This is a genomic window from Spirosoma oryzicola, assembly GCF_021233055.1.
Classification (GTDB): Bacteria; Bacteroidota; Bacteroidia; order Cytophagales; family Spirosomataceae; genus Spirosoma; species Spirosoma oryzicola.
Window position 1 is genome coordinate 138,401 of the sequence record NZ_CP089540.1, and the last position, 23,572, is coordinate 161,972.

Sequence of the window (23,572 nt, forward strand, 5' to 3'; positions counted from 1 at the left end):
CCGCCCGAACCATCCTGAGTAAGCTACAACGAATAATGGTTTTGAATTACTCAGGACGGTGTGTATGGTCTCAATCTTATCTCGGCGGCCGTTATTTGCTTACATCCCACCACACCCGGTCGGTGAGTTTGGCGTCCTGCCCGGATTGCGGATTAGTCGTTAGTTCGGAGCGCGGATACAGAAAACGGCGGGGAATGTCTGACAACGCATTTGGTACTTTAGCCAGGAGCGGATACCCCGTCCGACGCCAATCGGTATAGTTCTCGGGGGAGAGGTAATTGGCAATTACTTTCTCTTCGATGATCAGGCGAAGCGCGTTGCTGCTTGTGAGTTTACCCCGCCGGTTCAGGTACGTACTCGCATCCGTATCCGATACGCCCAACGCGCTCATGTTGGCTTTCACCGCGCTCTGGTAGATGGGTTCGGCCGCCGTTGCCCCCGATTTGTAGAGCGTAGCTTCGGCTTTCAGGAACAAGGCTTCGGCGTAGGTCAGGATATACAGGTTTGCGCTGGCGGCTCCGTAGAAATCGCCCAGAATAGAATAGGAGGCCAGCGAGCCAATGTCTTGTAAACCAATGGCCCGACCCGTGTATTTGCCGGTTTCGGTAGCAGGCGCGATAATTTTACTCAGCCGGGGATCATTCCGAAGCACCAGTGTATCGACCGCCTGTTTCGACATAATCTGCGTTGATACCGGCAGGAAGTTCTGATTCTGTTTGTTCTGCTGACCCGCCCCACCGAGGTAAAACATCTTCATGTCGTCGCTGTTGGCAGTCATCCCGTTTTGCAGCGCTGCCAATGCTAGATCAGCCTGTGCAGTTACAGTACGACCCGGCGCTTTGATCAGGTGCATGGCAAAGCGGGCTTTGAGCGTATAGGCCGCCCGGCGCCATTTGCTCATGTCACCGCCGTAGTAATAATCGTCGCCACTTGGTTTCAGCGAAGACTTTTTGTCGATGCTGGCGATGGCTCGATCAAGCAGGGAGTCGATGCTTTTGTAAATGTCTTCCTGTTTATCGTAAGCGGGCCGGAAATTGGCGCTGCCCTGAAAGGCCTGCGAGTACGGCACGTCGCCCCACAGATCGGTGGTCATCCCCAGTGTTAACGCGGTCAGAATATCGGCAATGGCTGAGTAATTGTAGCTGTTGTCGGCTTCGGCTCGCTCACGCAGCACCTTCATATTTTGCAGACAGGTCGTATAATTAATCCACCACTGGTTGTTAACCTCTTCGTTCAACTGCCGATACGTTCCTTCGTTGGGAGCCGGCTGGTTGGACGCAATCATCTGAGTCCAGTGGTTGGTGAACCGGGCCGCATCACCCGCCATCAGCTCGTTGGCGACGGCCAGCTCCAGCGGGGCCAGCAGCAACGCGGGCTGAACCGTGAGAGGCTGGTTGGGATTCTTGTTGACGTCGATATAGGTCTGGCAGCCCGTCAGACTCAGCAGCAGGCTTCCCAGGGCAATAACACTGTATTTTTTCATGATTTGGTGAGCTGAATCGTTAGAAACTGAAACGAAGTGAGAACATAACCGAGCGCGACGTAGGGGCCGAGTTGGCATATATTCCCTGCGCCGAATTCGACGAACCGTAAGAACTTACTTCGGGATCTGGCCCAGTGAAATGTGGCCGGTATATGAACAGGTTACGACCTGTTACGCTCAGCGATGCGGTTTTAAACGGTGTCTTGGCTAATAAGGACGATGGAACGGAATAGCTCAGGCCCAAGGTTCGGAGTTTGAGATACGTAACGTCCTGAACAACTGACTCACCGACAGCATTCAGTCGCTGGTAGTAATCCTGCGCCTGAACTACTTTCGTGTTGGTGCTTCCGTCCGAGGCATTGACCCCGGCAACTACGCGTGACTCGCGATTTTCGGTGACTTTAGGCGTGCCGTAGAAATAGCCGTAGCGGTCGTCGGAATTGATCACGTCGCCACCTTTACGCATGTCAACGAAGGCGTTGAGCGAGAAAGCACCGTAGCGCAGGCTGTTGTTCAGACCCATCAGCCAGTCGGGCGAAAGGTTACCGAGTATACCGGTGCCACCGCTGTAAGGCAGTCCCTGGGCGTCGATCAATAGCTGGCCGTTGTCGTTCCGTGCAAACTTATTATCGATCAGAACGCCATACTGCTGGCCGACAACGGCCCATGACGTACCGATCTGTACCCGGTCCAGACCACCATTGACCTGCGTAACGACACTGCGAATCCGGGTGAATGTGTAGGTCAGATCCCAGGCAAACTTGCCCGCCCGAACCGGCGTTGCGTTCAGCAGAAACTCAAACCCTTTGGTTTGCATTGATCCGGCGTTCAGAATAGTACTGCCGTAGCCTGAAGCCGCTGAAACGGGTATTCCGTCGGTAAGTAGGTCAATGCTGTTCTTGCGGAAGTAAGACGTTTCAAAACTCAGGCGGTTTTTTAAGAAGCGCATTTCCAGTCCTACCTCAAACTCGTTGGTACGTTCGTTGCGTAAATTCGCATTGCCCAGATTAGGACTCAACAGAAAGCCGTTCTGTCCCTGGAAAGGAAAAGTATAGGCTCCGTAGCTAATACTAGCCGCCTGAAACGGCGTATTGAGTCGGTAAGCACCAATGTTATCGTTACCAACGCTGGCCATCGACACCCGTAGTTTACCGAAGCTAATCGCCGATGACAGACTGGCCGGGAGTAGTTCCGAGAAAATGAAAGCAAAAGCAGCCGATCCATAGGGGTAAAACTGGCGTTCCTGCGACAAGACCGAACTACCGTCGTAGCGGCCTGTTAATGCCAGTACCAGCATCCGGCGGTAATCGAAATTGGCCTGTGCGTAAAAGCCAATCTTGCGGGTGAGGTAATGATTCTCCGCATACGTTTGTTTTTCGGTGTTCGACATATTGTCGAAGCCAGCGATAGCTACCCCAACGCCCCTTGTGGTGATGTACTGCCCATACGACGAATACAGGTTGTTGCCCAGCGTCAGACTCATGTCCAGGTCACGAACCTGTTTGCTGGCCCGTACAATCAGGTCGTTGTTGAACTGCCGGAACGTGTTGACCTGGTCAACAATTTGCCCGGTAGGTACGTTGGTCGATCCCCGTGCTTCGGAATATTTCACCTGTTCGCCGTACATATCGGCCCCGGCCCGTTCGGTAATTGTCAGCCAGCTCGTTGGCTGGTAGTTGATCGTTACGACCGGAATGTAGCGGCTGACAAGCGAACGGTTGTGAATATTATCGAGCCCCCAGAACGGGTTATTTCGCGAAAACCGGAACACGCGCTGACTACCATCGGAATTGGTGGTTGGAAACGGATTCCATGAGATCGGTCCAGAATATACGGTCCAGAGCGGACTTTGCAGACCATAGCCTTCCGGTACGCGGTTGTTATCTGTGCTTGAGTAATTCAGCTGAAACGTAGCATTGACCTTTGGCGAAATCTGGGTGACGTATTTGGCAAAGAGCGTGTGCCGGAGCAGATCGGTCGTTGGAATAGTTCCTAATTGCTTGAAGAACGTATACGATGTAAAGTAAGTAGATCGGTCGCCGGTACTGCCACTCAGGCTGACAGAGTTGTTGGTGCTCACGCCCGTGCGGAAAAATAGGTCGGGCAAAAAATAACGGGGGGCTGGCTGGCCGTTAATTTTCAAAGTATCCATCAGCGGTCCCCACGAGAGACTCGTTTTCTGATCTTCTCCGTTAAAAAATACGCCCCGGCTACCCTGTGCGTATTTCTGTTGCAAATCGGGGTACAACGCCTTGTCGAACGATAGATCAGAGGAAACGGCAATAGTGGGCTTACGGTTGCCTGATCCGCTTTTAGTCGTTATGATTACGACCCCACGCGCTCCGGCTGATCCGTATAACGTAGTAGCGGCTGCTCCTTTCAGTACGTTGACACTTTCAATAATCGACGGGTCTAGGTCAACCAGTCGACTACCACCACCACCCTGGTCGGCATTTCCCGTTTCATCGTTGTTGATCGGAATGCCATCGAGCACGATCAGTGCCTGGTTGTTTCCCAGTAGCGACGTAGCGCCCCGCACTACAATCCGGGCCGAAGCACCCGGCATCCCCGATGAACTGGTAATTTGTACGCCCGCTACCTTTCCCGTCAGTGCGTTCAGGACATTCGGCTCTTTGGCTTTCATGATCTGCTCGCTTTTCAGTTCCTGCGTGCTGTAGGTCAGCGTACGTTTTTCCTGACTGACACCTAACGCCGTTACTACGACTTCGTTCAATACGCTACTGCTTTGGGTCAATTGTACATCGATAGCCGTACGATTTTGAAGGGCGATTTCCTGCGTACTAAATCCGATAGCGCTGACAACTAATGTGCTGCTAGGCGGTACGCTGAGCATAAAACTGCCATCGACAGCCGTTGTCGTACCGGTCTTCTGTGTATTTTTCAAGACGACCGTTGCGCCCGGTACGGGTGAACCACCGGTTTCGGTTACTTTACCCGTAACCGTCATCTTTACGGCCTGTGCCCAGCCCTGGACCACCGTAAGGCAGAGCATTAGACACATGCACCCGTGTAGTAGTTGCTTTCTCATCTGATCAAATAGTGAGGTTAAAGATCTCGCTTAATTGCTAAGCAAAATTACCTATGCATCACCTTTTTGATTTATCAGCGATTAGCCAAACATAATATTAAATTAACCAGTTGATTATGTTTAATAATCCATAAATAGCTATTTACGCGAAATAAAATTAATATTTAATAGCATCATGTTTGTGAAAATAGTACCAGTATGTGTTATTATTTTATTAAGTCGTTTTGCTCATTATACCTATTTATAATCCATTTTGGACACTTTAAAAATTCTATACTGTAGGTACCTAAAGTAATCGATTGCGTGAATAGTGACCTCTCACCGGTTTACTACTTGTCCCGTAAACCGAGGGCCGATTTATCAAGGTAAGATCCTGTTGTTACCCAAGCTTTACTTAATCTTATGGCGCGATAATTCTTGTCAAGTAAAGCCGGATTAAGAACAAACTTTAGTCGGGTGACCGGTTGTAACTGCGGATGTACTCTCCGGGGGGCATACCGGTGATTTCCTTAAACTGGCGATTGAAATTAGACAGGTTGGTATAGCCGCACGAAAAGGCAATCTGACTGATGGTCTGCTTGGATTCACGCAGGTATCGACAGGCGTGTTCGACCCGGACTTCGTTAAGCAGCGTCGAAAAGGTTTTGCGGGTGTGTTGGCGAAAGAAACGGCAGAAAGCGCCCGGCGTCAGATTAGCCGTGTTGGCAACGTCTTCCAGCGTGATAGGAGAATGGTAGTTGTCCAGAATAAACGAAAAAACCCGTTCGAGACGCTGGTGATCTTCGGGTCGCTGCGGATGCGTAAAGGCCGTTACCGACAGAACCTCGCGGTTGGAGTGGGTGACTAAATAATCCAAAATGCTCAACAGGGTCAAAAACTGCTCAAGGGGGCGTTGCGTGGGTAAGGCTTCGAACTGAGCTGTCAACGGATGCCCTTCTCCGCACCGGAACCGAACGCCATGCTGCGACTCGTGCAGGAGCTGTAGTAAATGCCGGGTCTCGGGCAAACTGAATACGGTCGATTCCATGTGCTCGGCCCGGAAGAACACCGTGGTCGAGGTTGACCGCCGGGTCGATTCAGGGGCGAAATAGTCCGGGTCACTGCGGAGTACGTGGGGGAGATTAGAGCCAAGCATCAGCACATCGTTGCGGCTAAATCGGTCAATTTTGTCGCCGACAATCAAGGTGCCTTCGCCTTCCTGAATGAGGGTTAGCTGAATTTCGGGGTGGAAATGCAGCAATCTGTAAAAATGGGAGGAGTCATGCTGTTCAACCCGAAAGGTGCGATCATCGATTGCCGGAACTTTGAATAATAGTGGCTTCATTAGTAGTTTTTTCGCATCCAGACCATGTGTTTTGCGCCAATGTAGTGAAAATAATATTATTATTGACTAATTGTGAATAATACATTCATACCGTCGGCACGTAACTTTGTAAAGAAATCGTAGTCGCACTTATATCGATCAATCGTATGAACGTTTCTGTCGCCTGGGAGGGTGTTTATCCTGCTCTTCTTACCCCGTTTACCGCTGACGATCAGCTTGATTTACCCTTATTCGAGAAAAACTTACATGCCCAGCTCGATGCCGGTGTGCACGGTTTTATCATTGGTGGATCGCTGGGAGAAGCCAGCACACTGTTGAATCACGAAAAAATTGACCTTCTTCAATCTGCACTGGCGGTTTGCGAAAGCAACGTTCCCGTATTGGTAAACATCGCCGAGCAGGCTACCAAACAGGCGGTTGCCTGCGCGCAGGAAGCCGAAGCGGCTGGTGCCGATGGTCTGATGCTGCTGCCTCCCATGCGTTACCCCGCCGATGCCCGCGAAACCGTTACGTTTTTTAAGACAGTGGCGCAGGAAACCGCTTTGCCAATCATGATTTATAACAATCCGTACGATTATAAAATCATGACTACCGTTGCCATGTTCGACGAACTGGCTAAGTTGCCGAATATCCAGGCCGTGAAAGAATCGACCCGTGACCTGACCAACATCACCCGAATGCGGAACGCGTTTGGTGATCGGTTCAAACTAATGGGTGGTGTCGATACGCTGGCTCTGGAAGCCTTGTTGCTGGGTTGTGATGGCTGGGTAGGTGGCCTGGTCGATGCGTTCCCGCAGGAAACGATGGCGATCTATGAATTGGCCAAAGCCGGTCAGGTTGCCGACGCGCTGGAGATTTACCGCTGGTTTATGCCCCTGCTGGAATTAGACATTCACCCTAAGTTGGTACAGTACATCAAGCTGGCGGCTCAGGCTACCGGTATCGGTTCAGAATACGTACGCGCCCCTCGTCTGCCCCTCATCGGCACCGAACGCGAGCAGGTTCTGAACGTAATTAACACCGCCCTGGCTAAGCGCCCAACTGCGGAAAAATTGATGAGTTATAAATAATTGAGTTGGCTGTCCAGCTCATCATTCATTAGTACAAAAAACGTGGCTGAGTATCATTTCTTCTGTATCGACGCCCACACCTGTGGTAATCCCGTTCGGGTCGTAACGGGTGGGAGTATTCCGTTTTTGCAAGGCGAAAGCATGAGCGAGAAGCGGCAGCATTTTCTGCGCGAGTACGACTGGATACGTACCGGACTTATGTTCGAACCGCGCGGGCACGATATGATGTCGGGCAGTATTCTATACCCACCCACTGATCCGGCCAACGACGCTGGAGTGCTGTTCATCGAAACATCGGGTTGTCTACCCATGTGCGGTCATGGCACCATCGGAACCGTTACGGTAGCCATCGAGCAAAACCTGATTCGGCCCAAAACGCCGGGCGTTCTAAATCTGGAAGTACCCGCTGGTCTGGTACGGGCTGAGTACGTGCAGGAAGGCAAGAAAGTAACGTCGGTAAAGATCACGAACATCAAATCGTATCTGGCCGCCGAAGCCTTGACCGTCGAGTGTCCTGATCTGGGTACGCTGACTGTCGATGTGGCTTATGGAGGAAACTTCTACGCCATCGTCGATCCGCAACCGAACTTTCCGGGGCTGGAACATTACAAAGCTGAGCAGCTCGTTGCCTGGGCGCGGGTTATGCGGCAGCGGCTAAACGAGCAGTACACGTTCGTTCATCCAGAGAACTCGACCATCAACGGATTGAGTCACATTCTCTGGACGGGTAAACCGCTGGCCGAAACCTCAACGGCTCGCAATGCCGTGTTCTATGGCGATAAAGCCATCGACCGGTCCCCCTGCGGCACGGGAACCTCCGCGCGGATGGCACAGCGTTACGGAAAAGGATTGCTTAAACCGGGTGACGTTTTTGTGCACGAGAGCATCATCGGCTCTATTTTCAACGGGCGGATCGAAGCCGAAACCGAACTGGCGGGCAAGTCAGCCATCATTCCGAGCATCGAAGGGTGGGCGCGTATTCACGGATATAACCACATCCTGCTCGACGAAGACGACCCCTACGTTCACGGATTTCAGGTAATTTAAACGAGTATCGAACGAGTGAGGGGTCTTTAACAGACCCCTCACTCGTTCACCGTGTTATTCACTTTATCGATCTTTCTACAATGCACGTTGGTATTGTGGGCGGAGGCATCGTTGGACTTTGCTCAGCCTATTATTTACAGAAAGCGGGTCATCAGGTAACCCTGTTCGACCAGAATCCGATTGCAGACGGCTGTTCGTTCGGAAACGCCGGTATGATTGTGCCTAGCCACATTATACCGCTGGCACAGCCGGGGATGATGGCTAAAGGTATGCGCTGGATGCTTCAATCGACCAGTCCGTTTTACGTCAAACCCCGTCTCAACAAAGACTTGATGCGCTGGGGCTGGCTGTTTTACCGGCACGCTACGCCCGAGCATGTCGAACGGTCGATTCCGGTATTGCGCGACCTGAGTCTGTTGAGCAAAACGCTTTTTCAGGATTTGGCCAAACCCGCCAGTGATCTGTCGTTCGAGTGGCATGAACGGGGCTTGCTGATGCTATACAAAACAGCCCTATCCGAACACGAAATGGCCGAAGAGGCTGAAATTGCCAACCGTGCCGGTATCGACGCGCAAATCCTGAACGGACAGCAGGTACAGGACATGGAGCCTAATGTCCGCGTTGACGTGCGCGGTGGAATATGGTACCCCGGCGACGCCCACGTCAATCCGGGCGAACTGGTTCGGTCGCTGGTGTCTTATCTGCGGAAAAATAAGGTAGAAATCCGGGAAAGCTGCCCGGTTGCGGGTTTTACAAAGAGGGGTACCCAGATTACGGAAGTAAAAACAGCGCAGGGACCTGTCAACGTCGATGCGGTGGTGGTAGCGGGTGGTGCCTGGTCGGCCGATATGGCGCGGCAGCTAGGGATGAACTTGTCGATGCAGGGCGGAAAAGGGTACAGTTTTATGCTGAAAAACATGACCAACAACGTGCACGTTCCGGCCATCATGCTCGAAGCCCGCGCCACAGCAACCCCGATGGGAACCGATCTGCGGTTTGCGGGTACGCTGGAAGTAGCCGGTACTGACATGACCGTCAACATGAACCGGGTGCGGGGTATCGTGCAATCCATCAACAACTACTACCCGGATGTCAAGGTTGATATGCCAGCGGTTGAAGCCGTCTGGCGGGGCTTACGGCCCTGTTCGCCCGACGGGTTGCCTTATATCGGCAAGGCCGACCGCTTCGATAACGTGGTACTGGCAACGGGCCACGGCATGATGGGACTCAGCCTGGGACCCGCAACGGGTAAGTTGGTTAGCGAAGTGGTCGGCAATCACGTATCAAGCATGGATATTTCCGCCTTCGATCCAAATCGGTTTTAGTGATATATTGATCATACTATTTTGTTTTGTAAATAAGGCATCGATGAGATGCCTTATTCTTTTACCAGGCGTATTCCGTAAACAGGTCCGGCGGAGTTGGTAGGTTTAGCCTGAAGTTTGATGGTAACCGACGTTTTACCGGCCGTCAGGGCAGGCGGAATCGGGTACGAAATATCGTAAAAACGGCTCGCCTTGTACTTGTTCAGGTCTTCGCTGGCAATCTCCTTATCATCGATCAGCACGCTAAACTGACGACCCCGGTTGTCCATGCCCCAATACGTAGCAATCAGGGTATTTTGGGCGTTGGGATCGGTTTTCATCGTGAAAGTCATAAAACCTCCATTGTTAGCCACCCGAAACTTACGGGTATGGTCTTCGCCTGTTTCCAGCTTGTCGCCGGTGAACGTATGGTCGCGTTCGGGCTGCATTTCTCCCAGACGAAGCAAATCGATGGTTCGGCGTTCCAGATCGGCGGCTTCCCGGCGCTTCTGCTCGTACACTGCCTGTTGGTCTTTCCAGCTTTCGGGCGTGAACACATCCCAGTACACTGTGTAATAATTGGATTGAAGGTCGTAAAATGGCTTTAGGCCAACGGTACGCCCATCGCCGGTCTGGCTTGTTTCAAAGGAAAGCGGTTCGTTCGTGGGTTTAATCCAGCCGTTCGGGTCAGCCTTGCTCGTCACAAATACGGGTACGCCCTGCATTGGATCAGGCTCGCTGGCTCCCAAGTCGCCCGCCAAAAGTACGGGACCAACGAAGAAAGCCTGACGGGCCGGGTTATCAGGCATTGGTACGGAGCGTAGTTTGGCCGGTAAAGTCAGTTCGATTTTGTCGCCGGTTTTCCAGGTTTGCGACAGCACGATATACCCTTCTTCCAGTTTGCCCGACACCAGTTTGCCATTAACGGTCACGGCCATATCGCCCGAAAGCCAGTACGGTTTACGAATCCGAATGGGAAACGATTGGTTTTTTTTGGTTTGGACAGTCAATGCTACGTTTGGATCGGTAGGCAGGTTGGCGGTCATCGCTACCCGTAGCCCTTTCTCTACCCAGTTTAGTTCGGACGGAATAAACAGGTTGACGTACAGACTACCATCGGCTCCTTTGAAATAGATGCTTTCCCCGTATTTGACGTGGTTTTCCATGCCTGTACCTACGCAGCAGGTAAACGATTCTTCCTCATCGCTGAAATGCTTCCGCGTACCCATCCTGAGCGGTACGAAGTAGCAAACCATACCGGTCTTGTGATGCTGCGATGCCAATATGTGGTTGTACAAACCCCGCTCGTAAAAATCCATGTACGATGCGTTGGGGTTCAGCGCGAACAGATGCCGGGTTAGTTTGAGCATGTTATGCGTGTTACAAGTCTCCATCGTATTGTCGGTCAGCTTATCAGACAACTGATCGGGCGTGCTCAGGTACTCGTAATTGCTGTTGCCACCAGGCGCATAGGTATGATGGTTGACAATGGTTTTCCAGAAAAAATCCGACATGGCAAAATCCTTTGAATCACCCGTTAATTCGTAGCGCCGGAGCGTACCGATTAGTTTCGGAATCTGAGTATTCGAGTGCTTACCCGGTAGAATGTCTTTCTGAATCGCCAACGAATCCAAGATCTTCCGGTCGTGAAACTTGTACGACAGATCGAGGTATTTCTTAGTGCCCGTCAACGCGTAGGTATTGACCAGCGCGTCATTCATACCCCCGTATTCGCAGAGTAGCATTTTCTGAATTTGGCTGTCATTGAGGTTTTTAAGTGTTTCACCTGTCCAGTCAGCTATGCCTACGTTGACGGCTAAGGCTTTGTCGTTGTGGCAATACAGATAAGCATCGAACAGGCCCGCCATGACCTTGTGCACAGTATACCAGGGCGACCAGGCTCCGTTGAGATCGAACCCCCGCGACCGGATATTCCCCTGTGCTACTTCGGCAAATACGGAATCTTCTTTCGGAATGGCTCCGATGTACCCCGTCTTGCGCGCTTTCTGGCATTCGGCTAGCTCATCGACCATGTAATTGACCCGTTTCAGACATTCAGGATCGTTTGTGGCCGCGTAGTGCAGGGCCAGCGCCGACAGGTAGTGCCCAAGTGAATGCCCGGCCAGCCCCGACGATTCCCATCCACCGTATTTTTTGTCTTTTGGAGCTAATCCCGAATGAACCCGGAAATCCGACAACAGCCGGTCAGGTTTGAGGTCTAGTAGAAAGCGAACGTCGGCTTCCTGCGCGGTTTTAAACGGGCCGTCGAGTACCTTGACCTCGTTGAGCGGAAATGTATAGGCCTTGATCGGAACCGCCGTTTTTACCTTGATTCGAGCATCGTTTTTTTCAGGCAGATACGTCTGGGCTAGTGCGAACGAGTGAAAGAATATTGTAACGGAAAAAAGTAGAGCGTGCTTTCTATTAAGGTATTTACGCGATAAGGACATAGCACAGGTTATATTTTTCGTCAATGAATGGGTCTCTTTTTGTAGTGTCAATGGGGCCGCCCGCACCGCATACTGTGGTGTCGGCGGGGCCGCCCGCGCGGTTCTCAAAACCGACACATCTGGGCAATGGCAGGTGTCGGTTTCTCGAAACCGACACCACGGTCTCGCCGATACCACACCGACAAAGCCAGTAAACCCCTTATTTTTTACGTTTTGGCTCCTCGACGCTCCATTCCAGAATACCGCTGGAAGCTTCTTTGGGCAGTTGGATGACCATCCGCAGGGCCTGGGTCTGCACTGGCTCGAACGTCACCGTGTCGAACGCATCCTTGCTGACTACGTACGGGCTTTTGTTTTTGACGGGCTTCCATTCGCCGGTTGCGGTTTGGTAAAGCAATTTCCACGAGGCCGGAATGCGGCAACCGCCCCACGGGCTATCGTCGAACCAGTACACCTTCGAGGATGCTACCGTCGTGGGTTTGGCAAACGTGTACTGCACCCATTGCAGCGTATCTTTCTTGGGCCACCAGTGGTAATAGATATTGTCGTGATCGTTGGAATTTTTGGGCGTATCCTGATCGTTGAGGGCCATCAGGGTTTTGGTCGGGTAAGAAGCCGTGAGCTTGCTGGTCGAGGCAATGGTGGGCGCGGCTGTCGGTTTGGCTGCGGCAGGGCGGGTCCCCATCCAGACTGCCATCTCGCCCGCACCCCGGTTTGCCCAGGTGTAGTACGGAATGGCCGTAAGCGTAGCGGGACTGGTCTCCAGCTGATTGGTTGCTGTCCGCTTTACTTTTTCAACCTGACCGGTAATCACCTCTACTCCCCCCAGCAAATCGGGTTTGAACTCGGCTTGAAGCGAAGCCTGCGCGGGCAGTACAAGATCCAGTACGTGTCCGTTCGGCGAGTCGGGCCATTCGGCGCAGTACACAATCGGTCCCCGCTCCAGGGCTACCTTACCCTCGTCGGCCTTCACGTTTTTGCTGGCCATTACGCGCCGGATTTCCATCGGTAGCGATAACCGAATCACGTTGCCCGGTTGCCAGGTCTGGCTTAGAATTGCGTACCCATCTTCCAGCTTGTAATCCACTTTTTTGCCATTGATAGTCAGTTCAACAGGTGCTGACGACTGATTAGCAAACGCATACAGATTGCCCGGCACGGGTTGATTACGCGCCCAGCCCGGAATCCGAATGGCTAGTTCGAAGGCTTTTGCCGTTGCCGGATTAACCGTAAACGCAATAGCACCTTCCCACGGGTAGCGGGTTTCCTGGGCTACGCTAAGGGGCATACCATCGAGGGTCACGTTAGCGGTACTATTGACAAACAGGTTGGCATAGAGCCGATTTCCCCGCTGGGCATATATGTAACCCGGCATCGATGGAATAAACCGACAGACATTGCTGGGGCAGCAGGCACAGCCAAACCATGCGCTACGAGCGTGCTGGCCTTTTGATTCGAGAGGGTTGGGATAAAAGAAACGGTCGCCACTTAGCGATACACCCGACAACATGCCGTTGAAAAGCGTACGTTCCAGCACGTCGTAAAACTTCGCGTCGCCGTGCAGCAGAAACAGGCGCTGGTTCCAGTAGATGTTGCCGATGGCCGCGCAGGTTTCGTTATAAGCCGACATATTCGGTAAATCGTAGGCGGGGCCAAACCCTTCGTGTCCCCCCTGCGCGCCGATGCCGCCCGTAATGTAATATTTGTCGTACACGACGTCGTGCCAGATTTGGTCGATGGCTTTCAGATACGCTTTGTCGCCCGTAATAGCGGCCACGTCGGCCATGCCTGAGTACATGTACGTAGCTCGTACAGAGTGACCCACGGCTTCCGCTTGTTCGGTTACGGGTTTGTGATCCTGGCTATACTCCTGGCCCTTACCGCGTACGTCGAGCAGAAATTTAGCCAGATCGAGGTATTGTTTATTCCCCGTTGTGCGGTAGAGCTTCACCAGACCCATTTCCACAATCTGGTGGCCGGGCGCGTAGCTGAGCTTGCCGGGCCCAAAATCCTTCACCAGCAAATCGGCGTTTTTGAGGGCTACGTCGAGCAGCGTTTTCTTGCCCGTAGCCTGATAATGGGCGACAGCCGCTTCAAACAGGTGACCGCTGTTGTAGAGTTCGTGGCTCAGATCGGATTCTTTTTCCCAACGTTTCAGGCCCGACCAGGGGTGCGGATGGGCCGGGTCAATGGTGCGGGCCGTGTACAGATAACCGTCAGGCTCCTGCGCGCTGGCTACGTAGCTAATCAGCGAATCGACCTGCTTATCCAGTTTTTTGTCGGGAAACGTTTGCAACGAATAGCTGGCCCCTTCGATGATCTTGTAGATGTCGGTATCATCGAACGGATATTCGGTGCAAAACTTCGTTCCCGGTTTCAGGTGGCCCGCTACCAGAAAATTATCGACCCGCCCCGTACTGTAGCAGTGCTTGAGAGCAATCGGAATTGTTACATCGTGGTTGAGCCGAATGCGGGGTGCCCAGAATTGATCCGTCACCTTCACCGCCGTAAACGGAACGGGCTGAATCGGATAATCGCCCCCCAATTTTGGTTGAGCCGTACCCGGACGGACCAGACTTACAACGGTTAGCCCGGTAATAAGCAGGCTCAGCAGAGGTCGATGAAGTAGATGCATGAGAAAAAAGGTAACAACAAGCTAGGGGAATTAAACAGCACAACGAAGATACTAGGCTACTTAGGTGCGGGTTTTGCAAAGATTCGCCGGTAGTAATAGTTTATTAACAAATGCAGCTATCAGGCTATTTGACTATGCGGCTAAACCATTTACTTACCATATAATTGACTGGCTAACGCCAGCTGACCCAAAATTTATTCGGCCTAACTGGTTGTTACTACCCACTACGAGAACCCCCGCCATGAATAAACCTTTTCACGAATTTATACCCCGTTTGGGCTTACTAGATGCTACCATGATCGTAGCTGGCTCTATGATCGGATCGGGTATTTTTATTGTACCAGCCGAAATTATCCGTAGTGTTGGCGGAGCAGGCTGGATGCTGGGTATGTGGCTGCTGGCCGGTCTGATCACGGTTATTGCTGCGGTGAGCTATGGCGAGTTGGCGGCCATGTTTCCCCGAGCGGGTGGTCAGTATGTTTACCTGCGTGAAGCCTATAATTCATTGGTTGGGTTCCTATACGGCTGGTCTTTTTTCGCTGTTATTCAGACTGGTACCATTGCCGCCGTGGGTGTAGCGTTCGCCAAGTTCACGGCTTACCTGGTCCCCGCCTTTAGTGATACCAATGTTCTGTTTCGTCTCGGTTTTGTCAATGTGTCGGCTGCGCAGCTCGTTTCGATTGGCGTCATTACCTTGCTGACTTACATCAATAGTAGGGGGGTGAAACACGGCGCGGCCCTGCAAACCTTCCTGACGATTATTAAACTAGTTTCCTTGTTTGGGCTGATTAGCTGTGGATTTATCTGGGGAGCCCGTGCTGATATCTGGAACGCCAACTGGCAGAACGCCTGGAATTTATCGAGTTTGACCTTGTCGGGCGGGGCACTTTCGTCCTCTTCGCTTTCTGGTCTGGCGGCTTTTGGCGCCATCGCCATTGCCATGAAAGGAACCTTATTTTCGAGTGATTCCTGGCACAGTATTACATCGATTGCGGGAGAAGTCAAACAGCCTCAGCGCAACATCGGCCTGAGCTTGGTGCTGGGCACGCTAATTGTTACAGTAATCTACGTCCTGACCAACATCATGTTTCTGGCCGTCGTGCCGCTGAAAGACATTGCCTTTGCGCCCAGTGACCGGGTAGGCGTAGTGGCGGCCGATTACATTTTTGGCAACAGCGGTACCGTGATTATTGCCGTAATGGTCATGATTTCGACGTTTGGTTGTAACAACGGGCTGATTCTGTCGGGGGCACGGGTCTACTACATCATGGCTAAAGACGGGCTATTTTTCCGGCAGGCTGGTACGCTCAATAAAAATGAGGTACCAGGCTACAGTCTGTGGACCCAGTGTATTTGGGCGAGTATACTTTGCTTGACGGGCGAATACAACAACCTGCTGGCCTTGGTAATTTTCGGTGTCCTGATTTTTTACGTCCTGACTATTTTAGGAATTTATCGCCTACGCCAGCGTCGACCCGACTTACCCCGACCGTACAAAACGCCCGGTTATCCTTTTCTGCCCGCTATTTATGTCGTGACGGCCCTCGCGCTGGCGGTTCTGCTGCTCATTTTCGAGACGCGCTACACTCTGCCGGGGCTGGGCGTCATTCTGGCGGGTATACCCGTGTATTACGTGATCGTGCGACGGTAACGAGTTGTGATACCTAACATACAATAGCGTTTTATTCTTATGACTCTATCTACCTTTCGCTTATACACTGGCGCGTTAGCCATTGGCTTACTGCTAGTTGTTCGTACCGGTATCACGGCCCAACCCAATCCATTGATTGGTGTTGATCCACAAACCAGCGCCGTACACCATCTGCTCACACAGTTCTACGCCGATCGGGGAAGCCTGAACCGCTTCTACATTGTCACGGGGTCGCCGGAGCGTCGGGTGCGCTTCCAGACGTTCTATACCGATTACCTGAACCGGCTGGAAGCGCTGAATTTTGACCGGATGAACACCGACAGTCGGGTTGACTACCTGCTTTTCAAGCGTGATTTGGCTGAGCAATTGCACAAGCTAAACATTGAAGCCGTTGAACGAGACCGTATCAACGCCTGGTTTCCCTTCGCGGATTCTCTGTATGCCGTCGAGAAACGGCGTCGTCGGGGTCATCTACCCAACGCCCAGCAGTTTGCCCGCAACCTGACCGATCTTGCCAAACAAATCAGCGAGCTTCATATCAAACTGGATAAAGAAGACAAACCCGATCCGTCGTTGATGCGTCGAGCGGCATCAACGGCAAATGGATTGCAGATCGCGTTACGTAGCGTTTACTCGTTCTACAACCATTACGACCCCAGCTTTAGCTGGTGGATCCCTAAACCCTATCAGCAGGCAGACAGTCTGCTTGGGGCTTACGAGTCAGTTTTTCGGCGTAAAAGCCGGGAGTCGTCTCCCGTCAACGATGAGAGCGGTATCGTGGGCGTTCCGGTTGGACGTGACGAGTTAGTACGACAGTTACAGATCGAAATGATTCCGTACAGCCCGGAAGAATTAATCCAGATTGCCAATAAAGAGTTTGCCTGGTGCGACCGCGAACTGCTGAAAGCTTCCCGCGAGATGGGGTTTGGCGATGACTGGAAAGCGGCCCAAGAAAAGGTCAAAAACAGTTACGTCCCCATTGGCAGACAACCCGAAATGGTTTTGGGCTTGTTCAATGAGTCCGTTGCGTTTTTGAAAGCGAAAAACCTGATTACGATTCCGCCAATTGCCGAAGAAACGTGGCGCATGGGCATGATGTCGCCGAGCCGTCAGCTTGTCAATCCGTTTTTTACCGGGGGTGAAGAACTGTCGATCTCTTACCCAACTGACGACATGAATTACGCCGATAAAGTGATGAGCATGCGGGGTAATAATCCTCATTTTTCGCGGGCCACGGTTCATCACGAGCTTATTGCCGGGCATCATTTGCAGGGATTCATGAATAACCGGTACAAAGTTTACCGCAATTTCGACACACCTTTCTGGATTGAAGGCTGGGCCTTGTATTGGGAAATGCTGCTATGGGATCAGGGCTTTGCCAAGTCTCCCGAAGATCGGATTGGTATGTTGTTCTGGCGGATGCATCGCTGTGCCCGAATTATTTTCTCGCTAAATTTCCACCTTGGCAAATGGAGACCGCAGCAATGCGTTGACTTTTTAGTAGACCGTGTAGGTCATGAGCGGGCCAATGCTATCGGTGAAGTCCGACGGTCGTTTCTCGGTGTTGATCCTCCATTGTACCAGCTGGCTTACATGACGGGCGGTTTTCAGTTTCTGGCGCTCAAAAAAGAACTGGTTGATACAGGAAAAATGACCTACAAACAGTTTCATGATGCCGTTCTGCAAATCAATTCCATGCCCGTCGAAATGATCCGTGCCATCCTGACGAATCAGTCTTTTCCAAAGGATTTCAGGACTAAGTGGCGATTTTATGATCTTAATTAAACGATGACTGGGTTTGTGTCAACAATTAGAGAAATTGTCTTTAACGCTTTAGAGTAGCAGATCAAGAAAATTGAGTTTGAGACGACAAGTGGTGGTGTTCATGGTGATCGTCACTAGCAATTTTACCACTTGATGTGAAGAAACGTCCGTTTTATGACTACTGAGTCGAATCATAGACATGAATTAGATTCGAGCCGTCTGTACTGTTAGGAATTTGCTCTTGTGTCGGACCGCTACCGCCGATCCGACACAACTTTTTTAATTTAATGATGATCGGTAAACGGAGTGAATTGTAACGACTCTCTTTTTTCTGACGAATAATGTCAAGGTGTACCGGTCGGCCGCGTCCAGTGGGTTCACCGTGTGCGTTTAGCCGAGCTGTCTTTTAAAGGCAATGGACCCACCATCGAAGCGCCGTAAGCCATAAAATCGGGCCCGTTCAGGTGGGCTTCAAAAACAGGGAAAAACCCTCCCAGGGGAGGTGCGGATTACGCACAAGCGTCGCTTTTTTGAAGGCTGATTTAGCGGGTGCAATCGCGTATGCGTTTGATCTTAGTAGCATTACCTGAGCCGCTACGGCTTCTCTTCCGCCGATAAATTCCAGACAACACGTTGGGCGTAACCAAAGCATAATACATGGCGTCAAGACTCTAGCCGTAAGTGTGAGGTACGCCAGCAGTATCTCATAAAACATGGGGTAGGGCCTCTCGTTTTTATGGACCTGTGAACACCGTATTGGGCATAGGCTACTAAATTGAGCAGTACTAAGCAAATCGTAAGCAATTTTATGAACAGCTATATGAAATAGAGGATGAAGGGTTAACAGGCACTTACTCAGGAACATCAATTAGGACTATTCGCTTTTTAGGTAATGAACGGGATTCATACAGGCCGCTTTTAAGGCCTGACGGGAGACGGTTAGGGCTGTGATGAGCCCGGTCAGGATAAATGTTCCGGCTAATAACCAGCCGTTGACCGAAATGCGGTGTGCATACTGCTGTAGCCAGCCCGACAACACCCACGCCCCGATGGGCGCGGCCACCAGAAAACCTAGCCCGAGAAGTTTACCGAACTCCCGTCCCAACAACCATAGCAACTGCTCGGTGCGTGCTCCCAGCACCCGCCGGACACCAATCTCCTTTGCTTTAGCTTCGCTTAAAAACGTAACCAGCCCATAGAGACCCAGACAACTCAGGCCAATCGCTACCAAGGCAAGGGCCTGAACCAGACCTGCCAGTAGATACTCGATTTCCGTAAAATGATTCATGATCGTCAGTAGGTCTTCACCGTGATAAACCTCATCTGGTAGCACTTTATCCCACGCCTGCTGGATACCCCGCTGAGCGCTGGATGCCTTTGCCGGGTTTAGGCGAAGCATTGCTACCCGGCTATGCGGAAAATCGTTGATAAGTGTGATGGGCAAAACAGGCTGGTGTAAATCTCCACTACGAAAATCCCGCACGACGCCTACAATAACCCGATCGGTATCTTTCACCCGGATGGATTTACCCACCACCGCATTCGGTGAGGAAATGCCCAACTGCTTTACCAATGTTTCATTGACCAGCACATCATGCCCTGTCGTATCAGTTGGCCGGACGTTTTGGCCAGCTACCAGCGATAAGCCGAAGAGGGACAGATAATGATCATCAATGGCCCGCACTCGTGTTTCAAACGATTCTGGTTCAGTGGCTGTGTGGTAGCTGAATGCCGAAGGACGGTTATAGGGCGACGCGGGGGGATCACTCCCGAATGTTACGCCCTCGACGCCCGGTACACGTAACCACTGTTCGCGCAAGGGTTCCCTTGGTACAATGCCTCGTTGGGGTAAGAAAACTACCTGTATCGATTCGCGATTGAAACCCCAGGTGACTCGCTGCATAAACTGGAGCTGGGTCGAGATGACCAGAACGCTAAGGATAAAGAACTGCATAAGAACAAACTGCCCCCAAATAAGTCCCTGCCGGACGGTAATTCGACCGACAAATCGAGTGGTCAATTGGTTGGTGAGAGCTTTTGCGGGATTGAAACGGGCCAGCACAAGCGCAGGATATAGACCCGAAAGAAGAATAACGCCGACAAGTAATCCCAGAAACCAGCCAATCGCCCGGGGCTGAATCACATTGGCAATGGAAAGATTTGGCCGAAGCATGTCAGCCGCATTCGCCAATGTGTGATTAACAAGAGGTAAGGTCAGTTGGGTCAGCAGCAGCGCGACAATCATAGCCAAGAGAACTAACAAACTGGTTTCGAGCATGAACTGGCCGATCAACTGCCAGCGCGTACTACCCATTACTTTGCGCACCCCCACCTCACGCGCCCGTTTGAGCGCTCGGGCAGTTGCCAGGTTGATGAAGTTGATACAACCAGCCATCACCATGAGTATTCCCACCGCAATCAGGGCGTAAAGGATCGGTCTCGGAGCCATACCACTACGTTGGTGATTGAGTTCGGCCAGGGGCAGCACGTGGTAGTCGAACATACTCGCTTCTTTCGGAGACAGATACTTTCGTCTGATAGCGGGTAGGCGCTGGCGGAGCAGGTTTGGATCGGTACCTTCTCGCAGTCGGACAAAACACATGGCCTGCAAGCCCTGCCAGTCGGCCAAAGCGGATGGTCCCTCAAGAACCGGAATGGTAGCGTAGGAAACGAAAGCATCGTACCGAAGCTGGGTATTAGCCGGAGGGTTTTTTACAATGCCTGTTACCGTTAAGTTCGTTCGATTGTCTAACCGCAAAATCCGTCCCATGGCTGGGGCGTTGTCAAAATATTTGCGGGCGTAGCGTTCGCTGAGCACAATGGTATTCGGGGTTGCCAGAGCCGTTTTGGGATTGCCACTTACCCACTCGACACCAAACATCTCAAAATATTGGGGCTCTGTAAAACAAACGACACGGGCCTCCCCAAACTTTTTCAACCAACCCCGCTTTCCGTTTGGGATGCTAAGGGTTCTCCCGAAAAATGTTTCCAGCCGGACAGCGCTTTCTACAAAGGCATAATCACGTCGCAATACGTCGGCTAATGGCCTGGGAGCTGCATCAGTAGGCTGTGTTGTTTCATGCTTTATGTCCGTAACAATCCAGTAGGAACGATCAAGGTGCGGATGGTAGCGGTCGAAGCTAAACATGTAATTGACTAGCAGAAATATGACTAGTCCACTAGCTAAGCCAATTGCTAGGCCTAATAGGCTGATTAAATTGACATGCCAATGCTGCCATAAGTGGCGCCGGGCCACCCTGAGGTAGTGAATGATCATCAGAAAAGGGGGTTATGATGAATAGCGGAGTGGTAGGAGCAAGGCAGGGTTAAGCCATAGTAAACAGCTTTGATTTACTAGAGCGACGCGTTAGCCACCAGCGGATTATCAGTACACCCGTTAGACTAGTCAGACCCATTCCCCACGCTGTTTGAAAGACGCCAATTGGTATTGAAAGAGGACGACTAACTACGATGAGAAAACCCATCAGGACCAGGAACGTGAGTACGCTGGATAGTAGCATGTATTGAAACGGTTTTGTCGCCGGACGCCGTTTTTGTCTTATTTTAAGCCTTGTTGTGCGCGCAGTACTACCTCCAAACTCCCGGCTATAAACCTGTCGTAACTGATTCATAGCCTGTACAGTAGCTTGTTGCGTTAATTGGTTATAAGCTGCTGAGAAGTCTTCCCCCTGGTCCATTCGCTGTTCAATCAATGAGGCCATGTGATCTATTAGTTCGGCCTGTAGCGCATGATGCGGTTTGGCTTGCTGGATGTGTTGGACAACTAGGTCGAGTTGAGCGCGAGTTAGTTTGTTCATACGTTAAAGTGATGCTGCTTGAGTTAAGGAAAGGTTATAGTGGGTTATTTGCCAAAGGCCATGTTTGGAGAAGGACGAATAAGAAGCTTAATCAGCTGGATGAATCGTTCAAACTCACCCGCTTTGCGAACGGCTGTTGCACTACCCATCGAAGTAAGCTGATAATACTTGCGTAACCGACCGTCTACCTCTTGACTCTGGGTGATTAATAAACCCTCGTCTTCAAGTTTGTGAAGTACAGGATACAAGGCACCAAAAGTAAGAATTAACTCGCCACCCGTTCGCTCGTCAACCGATTGGGTGATTTCGTAACCATACATCCTTCCTTTTTGCGCCAGTAACTGAAGTACAATTGTTTTGATCGTCCCTCGGATAAATTCTTGGTTAGCGGAGTTCATAAGTCTAGATGATTACATAGCTCTATTATGAGACAAATATATAAAGGAAAATTATATATACAAGTTAAATTTTCGCGCATAGATTATCTATGTTGAAGCGGTCGATTCCTATTTGATCGGTTATATAAGTGTAGCTAGAACGCACTTATGAGTTGCGTAGCACTTCTTAATTCTCTCCAAGTTTTGGAGAGAATTAAGAAGTGCTATTCAGTTATTAGAATCGCACGCACGATTCAGAAAACCGACAGAGGTCAGGGTTAAGAATATGTGGCCCTACGACTTTATTCGCTAATTTCAGCCTATCTATGGAATACACCTAAGCAATACGGAAGGATTTGACAACGGTATAGATTAACTTTTTACATTTGCTATGTGTGGTCACAGTATATATGTGTATATTTGTCCGATTTATGGCATAAATAATTTACAAAAACGCTTAATAGTTAATTCATTTATGAACTTAATGCGTAAAAATCTATATTAAAAACGATATTTGTTCTATATCAATGATTAAACGATTTTCACTATTCGTAGTCTGGCTCTGGGTCAATGCTTGCAGTTCGCCCCCCAATATTGCTCCTTCATCTCGCATTGCCGGTTCTTACAAATTCACTCAGTACTCAACAGCTAGCAAAGACGATCTGGCTCCTGTAGGCTTGGTCACTTTGACAGTGGTTGATGAGCAGCACATTGACCTCATAGTTAAGGGTTCTTCGGGAAAGTCTAAAATTGACTATTCTTACCACAATGTTGATGTCGTTAATGACGAACGCAACTACTTAGGTGAAGATACGTTTAGCTTGATTTACAAGAAAAGTCAAATCGGGATTGTCACGAGTAACGAGCAGGGGCACTATATTTCGTTAACCCCAAAGCCTTATACCACCTTATTGGCTTCGTTACCAGGAGATGAGGATTGGTAGGTTAGTGATCGCTCATAAACCGCATAGCAACTCGTGTTCTATCTGTTTCGCAGGAGCAGTGCTAAACCCTGCCTATTCATCGAACTAGTGGTATCATAAGGCGAAAGCTTTTTCCTCCTTACTTGTTTCAAGAGATCGAATGGAGATTAATCAGACTCTTCATATGAATTCTTACAACAACACGCACAAAGTGCAAACATTATGTCCAATAATTTAACTTTATCGGAATAAATAGATCAATAGTAATTGTGCAATTGTCATAAAAGCTTTTAGAAAGAAAACTGAATAGGTGGCTTCTGCACAATTTTTGGTTTCAATTCTGCTCGAATTATTACCAGACTATTCATTGGCACTAATTCAATCAATAAACGATCTGCTCCAATTCAATCTATCTTTTACCCGCCTGCTTTATAAGCTCATCTATAGCGTTTTACTGATCTATATTGTAGACAAATGATCAAATAAAGTCCTAGTTGTATCGTCAGACGCATAACCTCAGAAAGATTGGCTTTGTCCAGACTATCAGTCATAAATAAAGACTTGTAAATCAGACTTGTGTAGCTCTATCTATAAGGAATTACAAAATTATCCTCCTATCATAGCAGTAAATTAAATCAACAGGCTGTTTTACTAACAGCAGGAATCAATGTCTCGTA

The 23,572-nt window shown here is 50.5% G+C and carries 15 protein-coding genes; 6 read left to right on the forward strand and 9 right to left on the reverse strand.

All coding sequences use genetic code 11. From position 1 onward, the window contains the following. Positions 1 to 91: 91 nt before the first annotated feature. From LQ777_RS25875 to LQ777_RS25885, 3 genes are all read right to left on the reverse strand, one after another. Positions 92 to 1,483, reverse strand: a complete 1,392-nt coding sequence (locus LQ777_RS25875) for a SusD/RagB family nutrient-binding outer membrane lipoprotein (protein ID WP_232563171.1) — start codon at positions 1,481 to 1,483, stop codon at positions 92 to 94. Between the two features lie 19 nt (positions 1,484 to 1,502). Next, the gene (locus LQ777_RS25880) at positions 1,503 to 4,532 is read right to left on the reverse strand and encodes a SusC/RagA family TonB-linked outer membrane protein (protein WP_232563172.1); all 3,030 of its coding nucleotides are present in this window, start codon (positions 4,530 to 4,532) and stop codon (positions 1,503 to 1,505) included. Between the two features lie 448 nt (positions 4,533 to 4,980). Beyond that, on the reverse strand, positions 4,981 to 5,856 hold the full coding sequence (locus tag LQ777_RS25885) for a helix-turn-helix transcriptional regulator (RefSeq protein ID WP_232563173.1): 876 nt from the start codon (positions 5,854 to 5,856) through the stop codon (positions 4,981 to 4,983). A 146-nt stretch (positions 5,857 to 6,002) separates the two neighbouring features. Here LQ777_RS25885 and LQ777_RS25890 point away from each other — a divergent pair, with 146 nt between their 5' ends. The 3 genes from LQ777_RS25890 to LQ777_RS25900 all read left to right on the forward strand — a co-directional run bounded on the left by LQ777_RS25890 (position 6,003) and on the right by LQ777_RS25900 (position 9,298). Next, entirely contained in the window at positions 6,003 to 6,926 is a 924-nt protein-coding gene (locus tag LQ777_RS25890; RefSeq protein WP_232563174.1) for a dihydrodipicolinate synthase family protein, read from the forward strand. Positions 6,927 to 6,968: 42 nt separating this feature from the next. Then, positions 6,969 to 7,973 (forward strand): 4-hydroxyproline epimerase, encoded by a 1,005-nt coding sequence (locus LQ777_RS25895; RefSeq protein WP_232563175.1) that lies wholly within the window; start codon positions 6,969 to 6,971, stop codon positions 7,971 to 7,973. Between the two features lie 80 nt (positions 7,974 to 8,053). Beyond that, positions 8,054 to 9,298, forward strand: coding sequence for an NAD(P)/FAD-dependent oxidoreductase (locus tag LQ777_RS25900; protein ID WP_232563176.1), 1,245 nt, complete (start codon positions 8,054 to 8,056; stop codon positions 9,296 to 9,298). A 53-nt stretch (positions 9,299 to 9,351) separates the two neighbouring features. Here LQ777_RS25900 and LQ777_RS25905 read toward each other — a convergent pair whose 3' ends face one another. Together LQ777_RS25905 and LQ777_RS25910 are read right to left on the reverse strand one after the other, a co-directional pair. After that, complete coding sequence (locus tag LQ777_RS25905) at positions 9,352 to 11,727, reverse strand: glycoside hydrolase family 127 protein (protein ID WP_232563177.1); 2,376 nt, start codon at positions 11,725 to 11,727, stop codon at positions 9,352 to 9,354. A 199-nt stretch (positions 11,728 to 11,926) separates the two neighbouring features. Then, a complete protein-coding gene (locus tag LQ777_RS25910) occupies positions 11,927 to 14,362 on the reverse strand; it encodes a glycoside hydrolase family 127 protein (RefSeq protein ID WP_232563178.1) in 2,436 nt (811 codons plus the stop codon). Positions 14,363 to 14,603: 241 nt separating this feature from the next. Between LQ777_RS25910 and LQ777_RS25915 the strand changes: the two genes are divergently transcribed. Beyond that, positions 14,604 to 16,013, forward strand: coding sequence for an APC family permease (locus tag LQ777_RS25915; protein ID WP_232563179.1), 1,410 nt, complete (start codon positions 14,604 to 14,606; stop codon positions 16,011 to 16,013). A gap of 39 nt (positions 16,014 to 16,052) precedes the next feature. Then, positions 16,053 to 17,798: a DUF885 family protein gene (locus LQ777_RS25920; RefSeq protein WP_232563180.1), complete on the forward strand. Its 1,746-nt coding sequence runs from the start codon at positions 16,053 to 16,055 to the stop codon at positions 17,796 to 17,798. A 439-nt stretch (positions 17,799 to 18,237) separates the two neighbouring features. Here LQ777_RS25920 and LQ777_RS25925 read toward each other — a convergent pair whose 3' ends face one another. The 4 genes from LQ777_RS25925 to LQ777_RS25940 form a co-directional block, all read right to left on the reverse strand. Beyond that, the gene (locus tag LQ777_RS25925; protein ID WP_232563181.1) at positions 18,238 to 18,429 is read right to left on the reverse strand and encodes a penicillin acylase family protein; all 192 of its coding nucleotides are present in this window, start codon (positions 18,427 to 18,429) and stop codon (positions 18,238 to 18,240) included. Positions 18,430 to 18,651: 222 nt separating this feature from the next. Beyond that, positions 18,652 to 21,054, reverse strand: a complete 2,403-nt coding sequence (locus LQ777_RS25930) for an ABC transporter permease (RefSeq protein ID WP_232563182.1) — start codon at positions 21,052 to 21,054, stop codon at positions 18,652 to 18,654. Between the two features lie 49 nt (positions 21,055 to 21,103). Next, entirely contained in the window at positions 21,104 to 21,595 is a 492-nt protein-coding gene (locus LQ777_RS25935) for a hypothetical protein (RefSeq protein WP_232563183.1), read from the reverse strand. A 44-nt stretch (positions 21,596 to 21,639) separates the two neighbouring features. Continuing rightward, a complete protein-coding gene (locus LQ777_RS25940) occupies positions 21,640 to 21,993 on the reverse strand; it encodes a PadR family transcriptional regulator (protein ID WP_232563184.1) in 354 nt (117 codons plus the stop codon). A gap of 506 nt (positions 21,994 to 22,499) precedes the next feature. Between LQ777_RS25940 and LQ777_RS25945 the strand changes: the two genes are divergently transcribed. Then, positions 22,500 to 22,916: a hypothetical protein gene (locus LQ777_RS25945; protein WP_232563185.1), complete on the forward strand. Its 417-nt coding sequence runs from the start codon at positions 22,500 to 22,502 to the stop codon at positions 22,914 to 22,916. Positions 22,917 to 23,572: the final 656 nt, after the last annotated feature.

Bases quoted from the DNA above. Each gene is read 5' to 3' on its own strand.
- LQ777_RS25875 (WP_232563171.1), bottom strand. From the start codon at position 1,483: ATGAAAAAATACAGTGTTATTGCCCTGGGAAGCCTGCTGCTGAGTCTG.
- LQ777_RS25880 (WP_232563172.1), bottom strand. From the start codon at position 4,532: ATGAGAAAGCAACTACTACACGGGTGCATGTGTCTAATGCTCTGCCTT.
- LQ777_RS25885 (WP_232563173.1), bottom strand. From the start codon at position 5,856: ATGAAGCCACTATTATTCAAAGTTCCGGCAATCGATGATCGCACCTTT.
- LQ777_RS25890 (WP_232563174.1), top strand. From the start codon at position 6,003: ATGAACGTTTCTGTCGCCTGGGAGGGTGTTTATCCTGCTCTTCTTACC.
- LQ777_RS25900 (WP_232563176.1), top strand. From the start codon at position 8,054: ATGCACGTTGGTATTGTGGGCGGAGGCATCGTTGGACTTTGCTCAGCC.
- LQ777_RS25905 (WP_232563177.1), bottom strand. From the start codon at position 11,727: ATGTCCTTATCGCGTAAATACCTTAATAGAAAGCACGCTCTACTTTTT.
- LQ777_RS25910 (WP_232563178.1), bottom strand. From the start codon at position 14,362: ATGCATCTACTTCATCGACCTCTGCTGAGCCTGCTTATTACCGGGCTA.
- LQ777_RS25915 (WP_232563179.1), top strand. From the start codon at position 14,604: ATGAATAAACCTTTTCACGAATTTATACCCCGTTTGGGCTTACTAGAT.
- LQ777_RS25920 (WP_232563180.1), top strand. From the start codon at position 16,053: ATGACTCTATCTACCTTTCGCTTATACACTGGCGCGTTAGCCATTGGC.
- LQ777_RS25925 (WP_232563181.1), bottom strand. From the start codon at position 18,429: ATGCTTTGGTTACGCCCAACGTGTTGTCTGGAATTTATCGGCGGAAGA.
- LQ777_RS25930 (WP_232563182.1), bottom strand. From the start codon at position 21,054: ATGATCATTCACTACCTCAGGGTGGCCCGGCGCCACTTATGGCAGCAT.
- LQ777_RS25935 (WP_232563183.1), bottom strand. From the start codon at position 21,595: ATGAACAAACTAACTCGCGCTCAACTCGACCTAGTTGTCCAACACATC.
- LQ777_RS25940 (WP_232563184.1), bottom strand. From the start codon at position 21,993: ATGAACTCCGCTAACCAAGAATTTATCCGAGGGACGATCAAAACAATT.
- LQ777_RS25945 (WP_232563185.1), top strand. From the start codon at position 22,500: ATGATTAAACGATTTTCACTATTCGTAGTCTGGCTCTGGGTCAATGCT.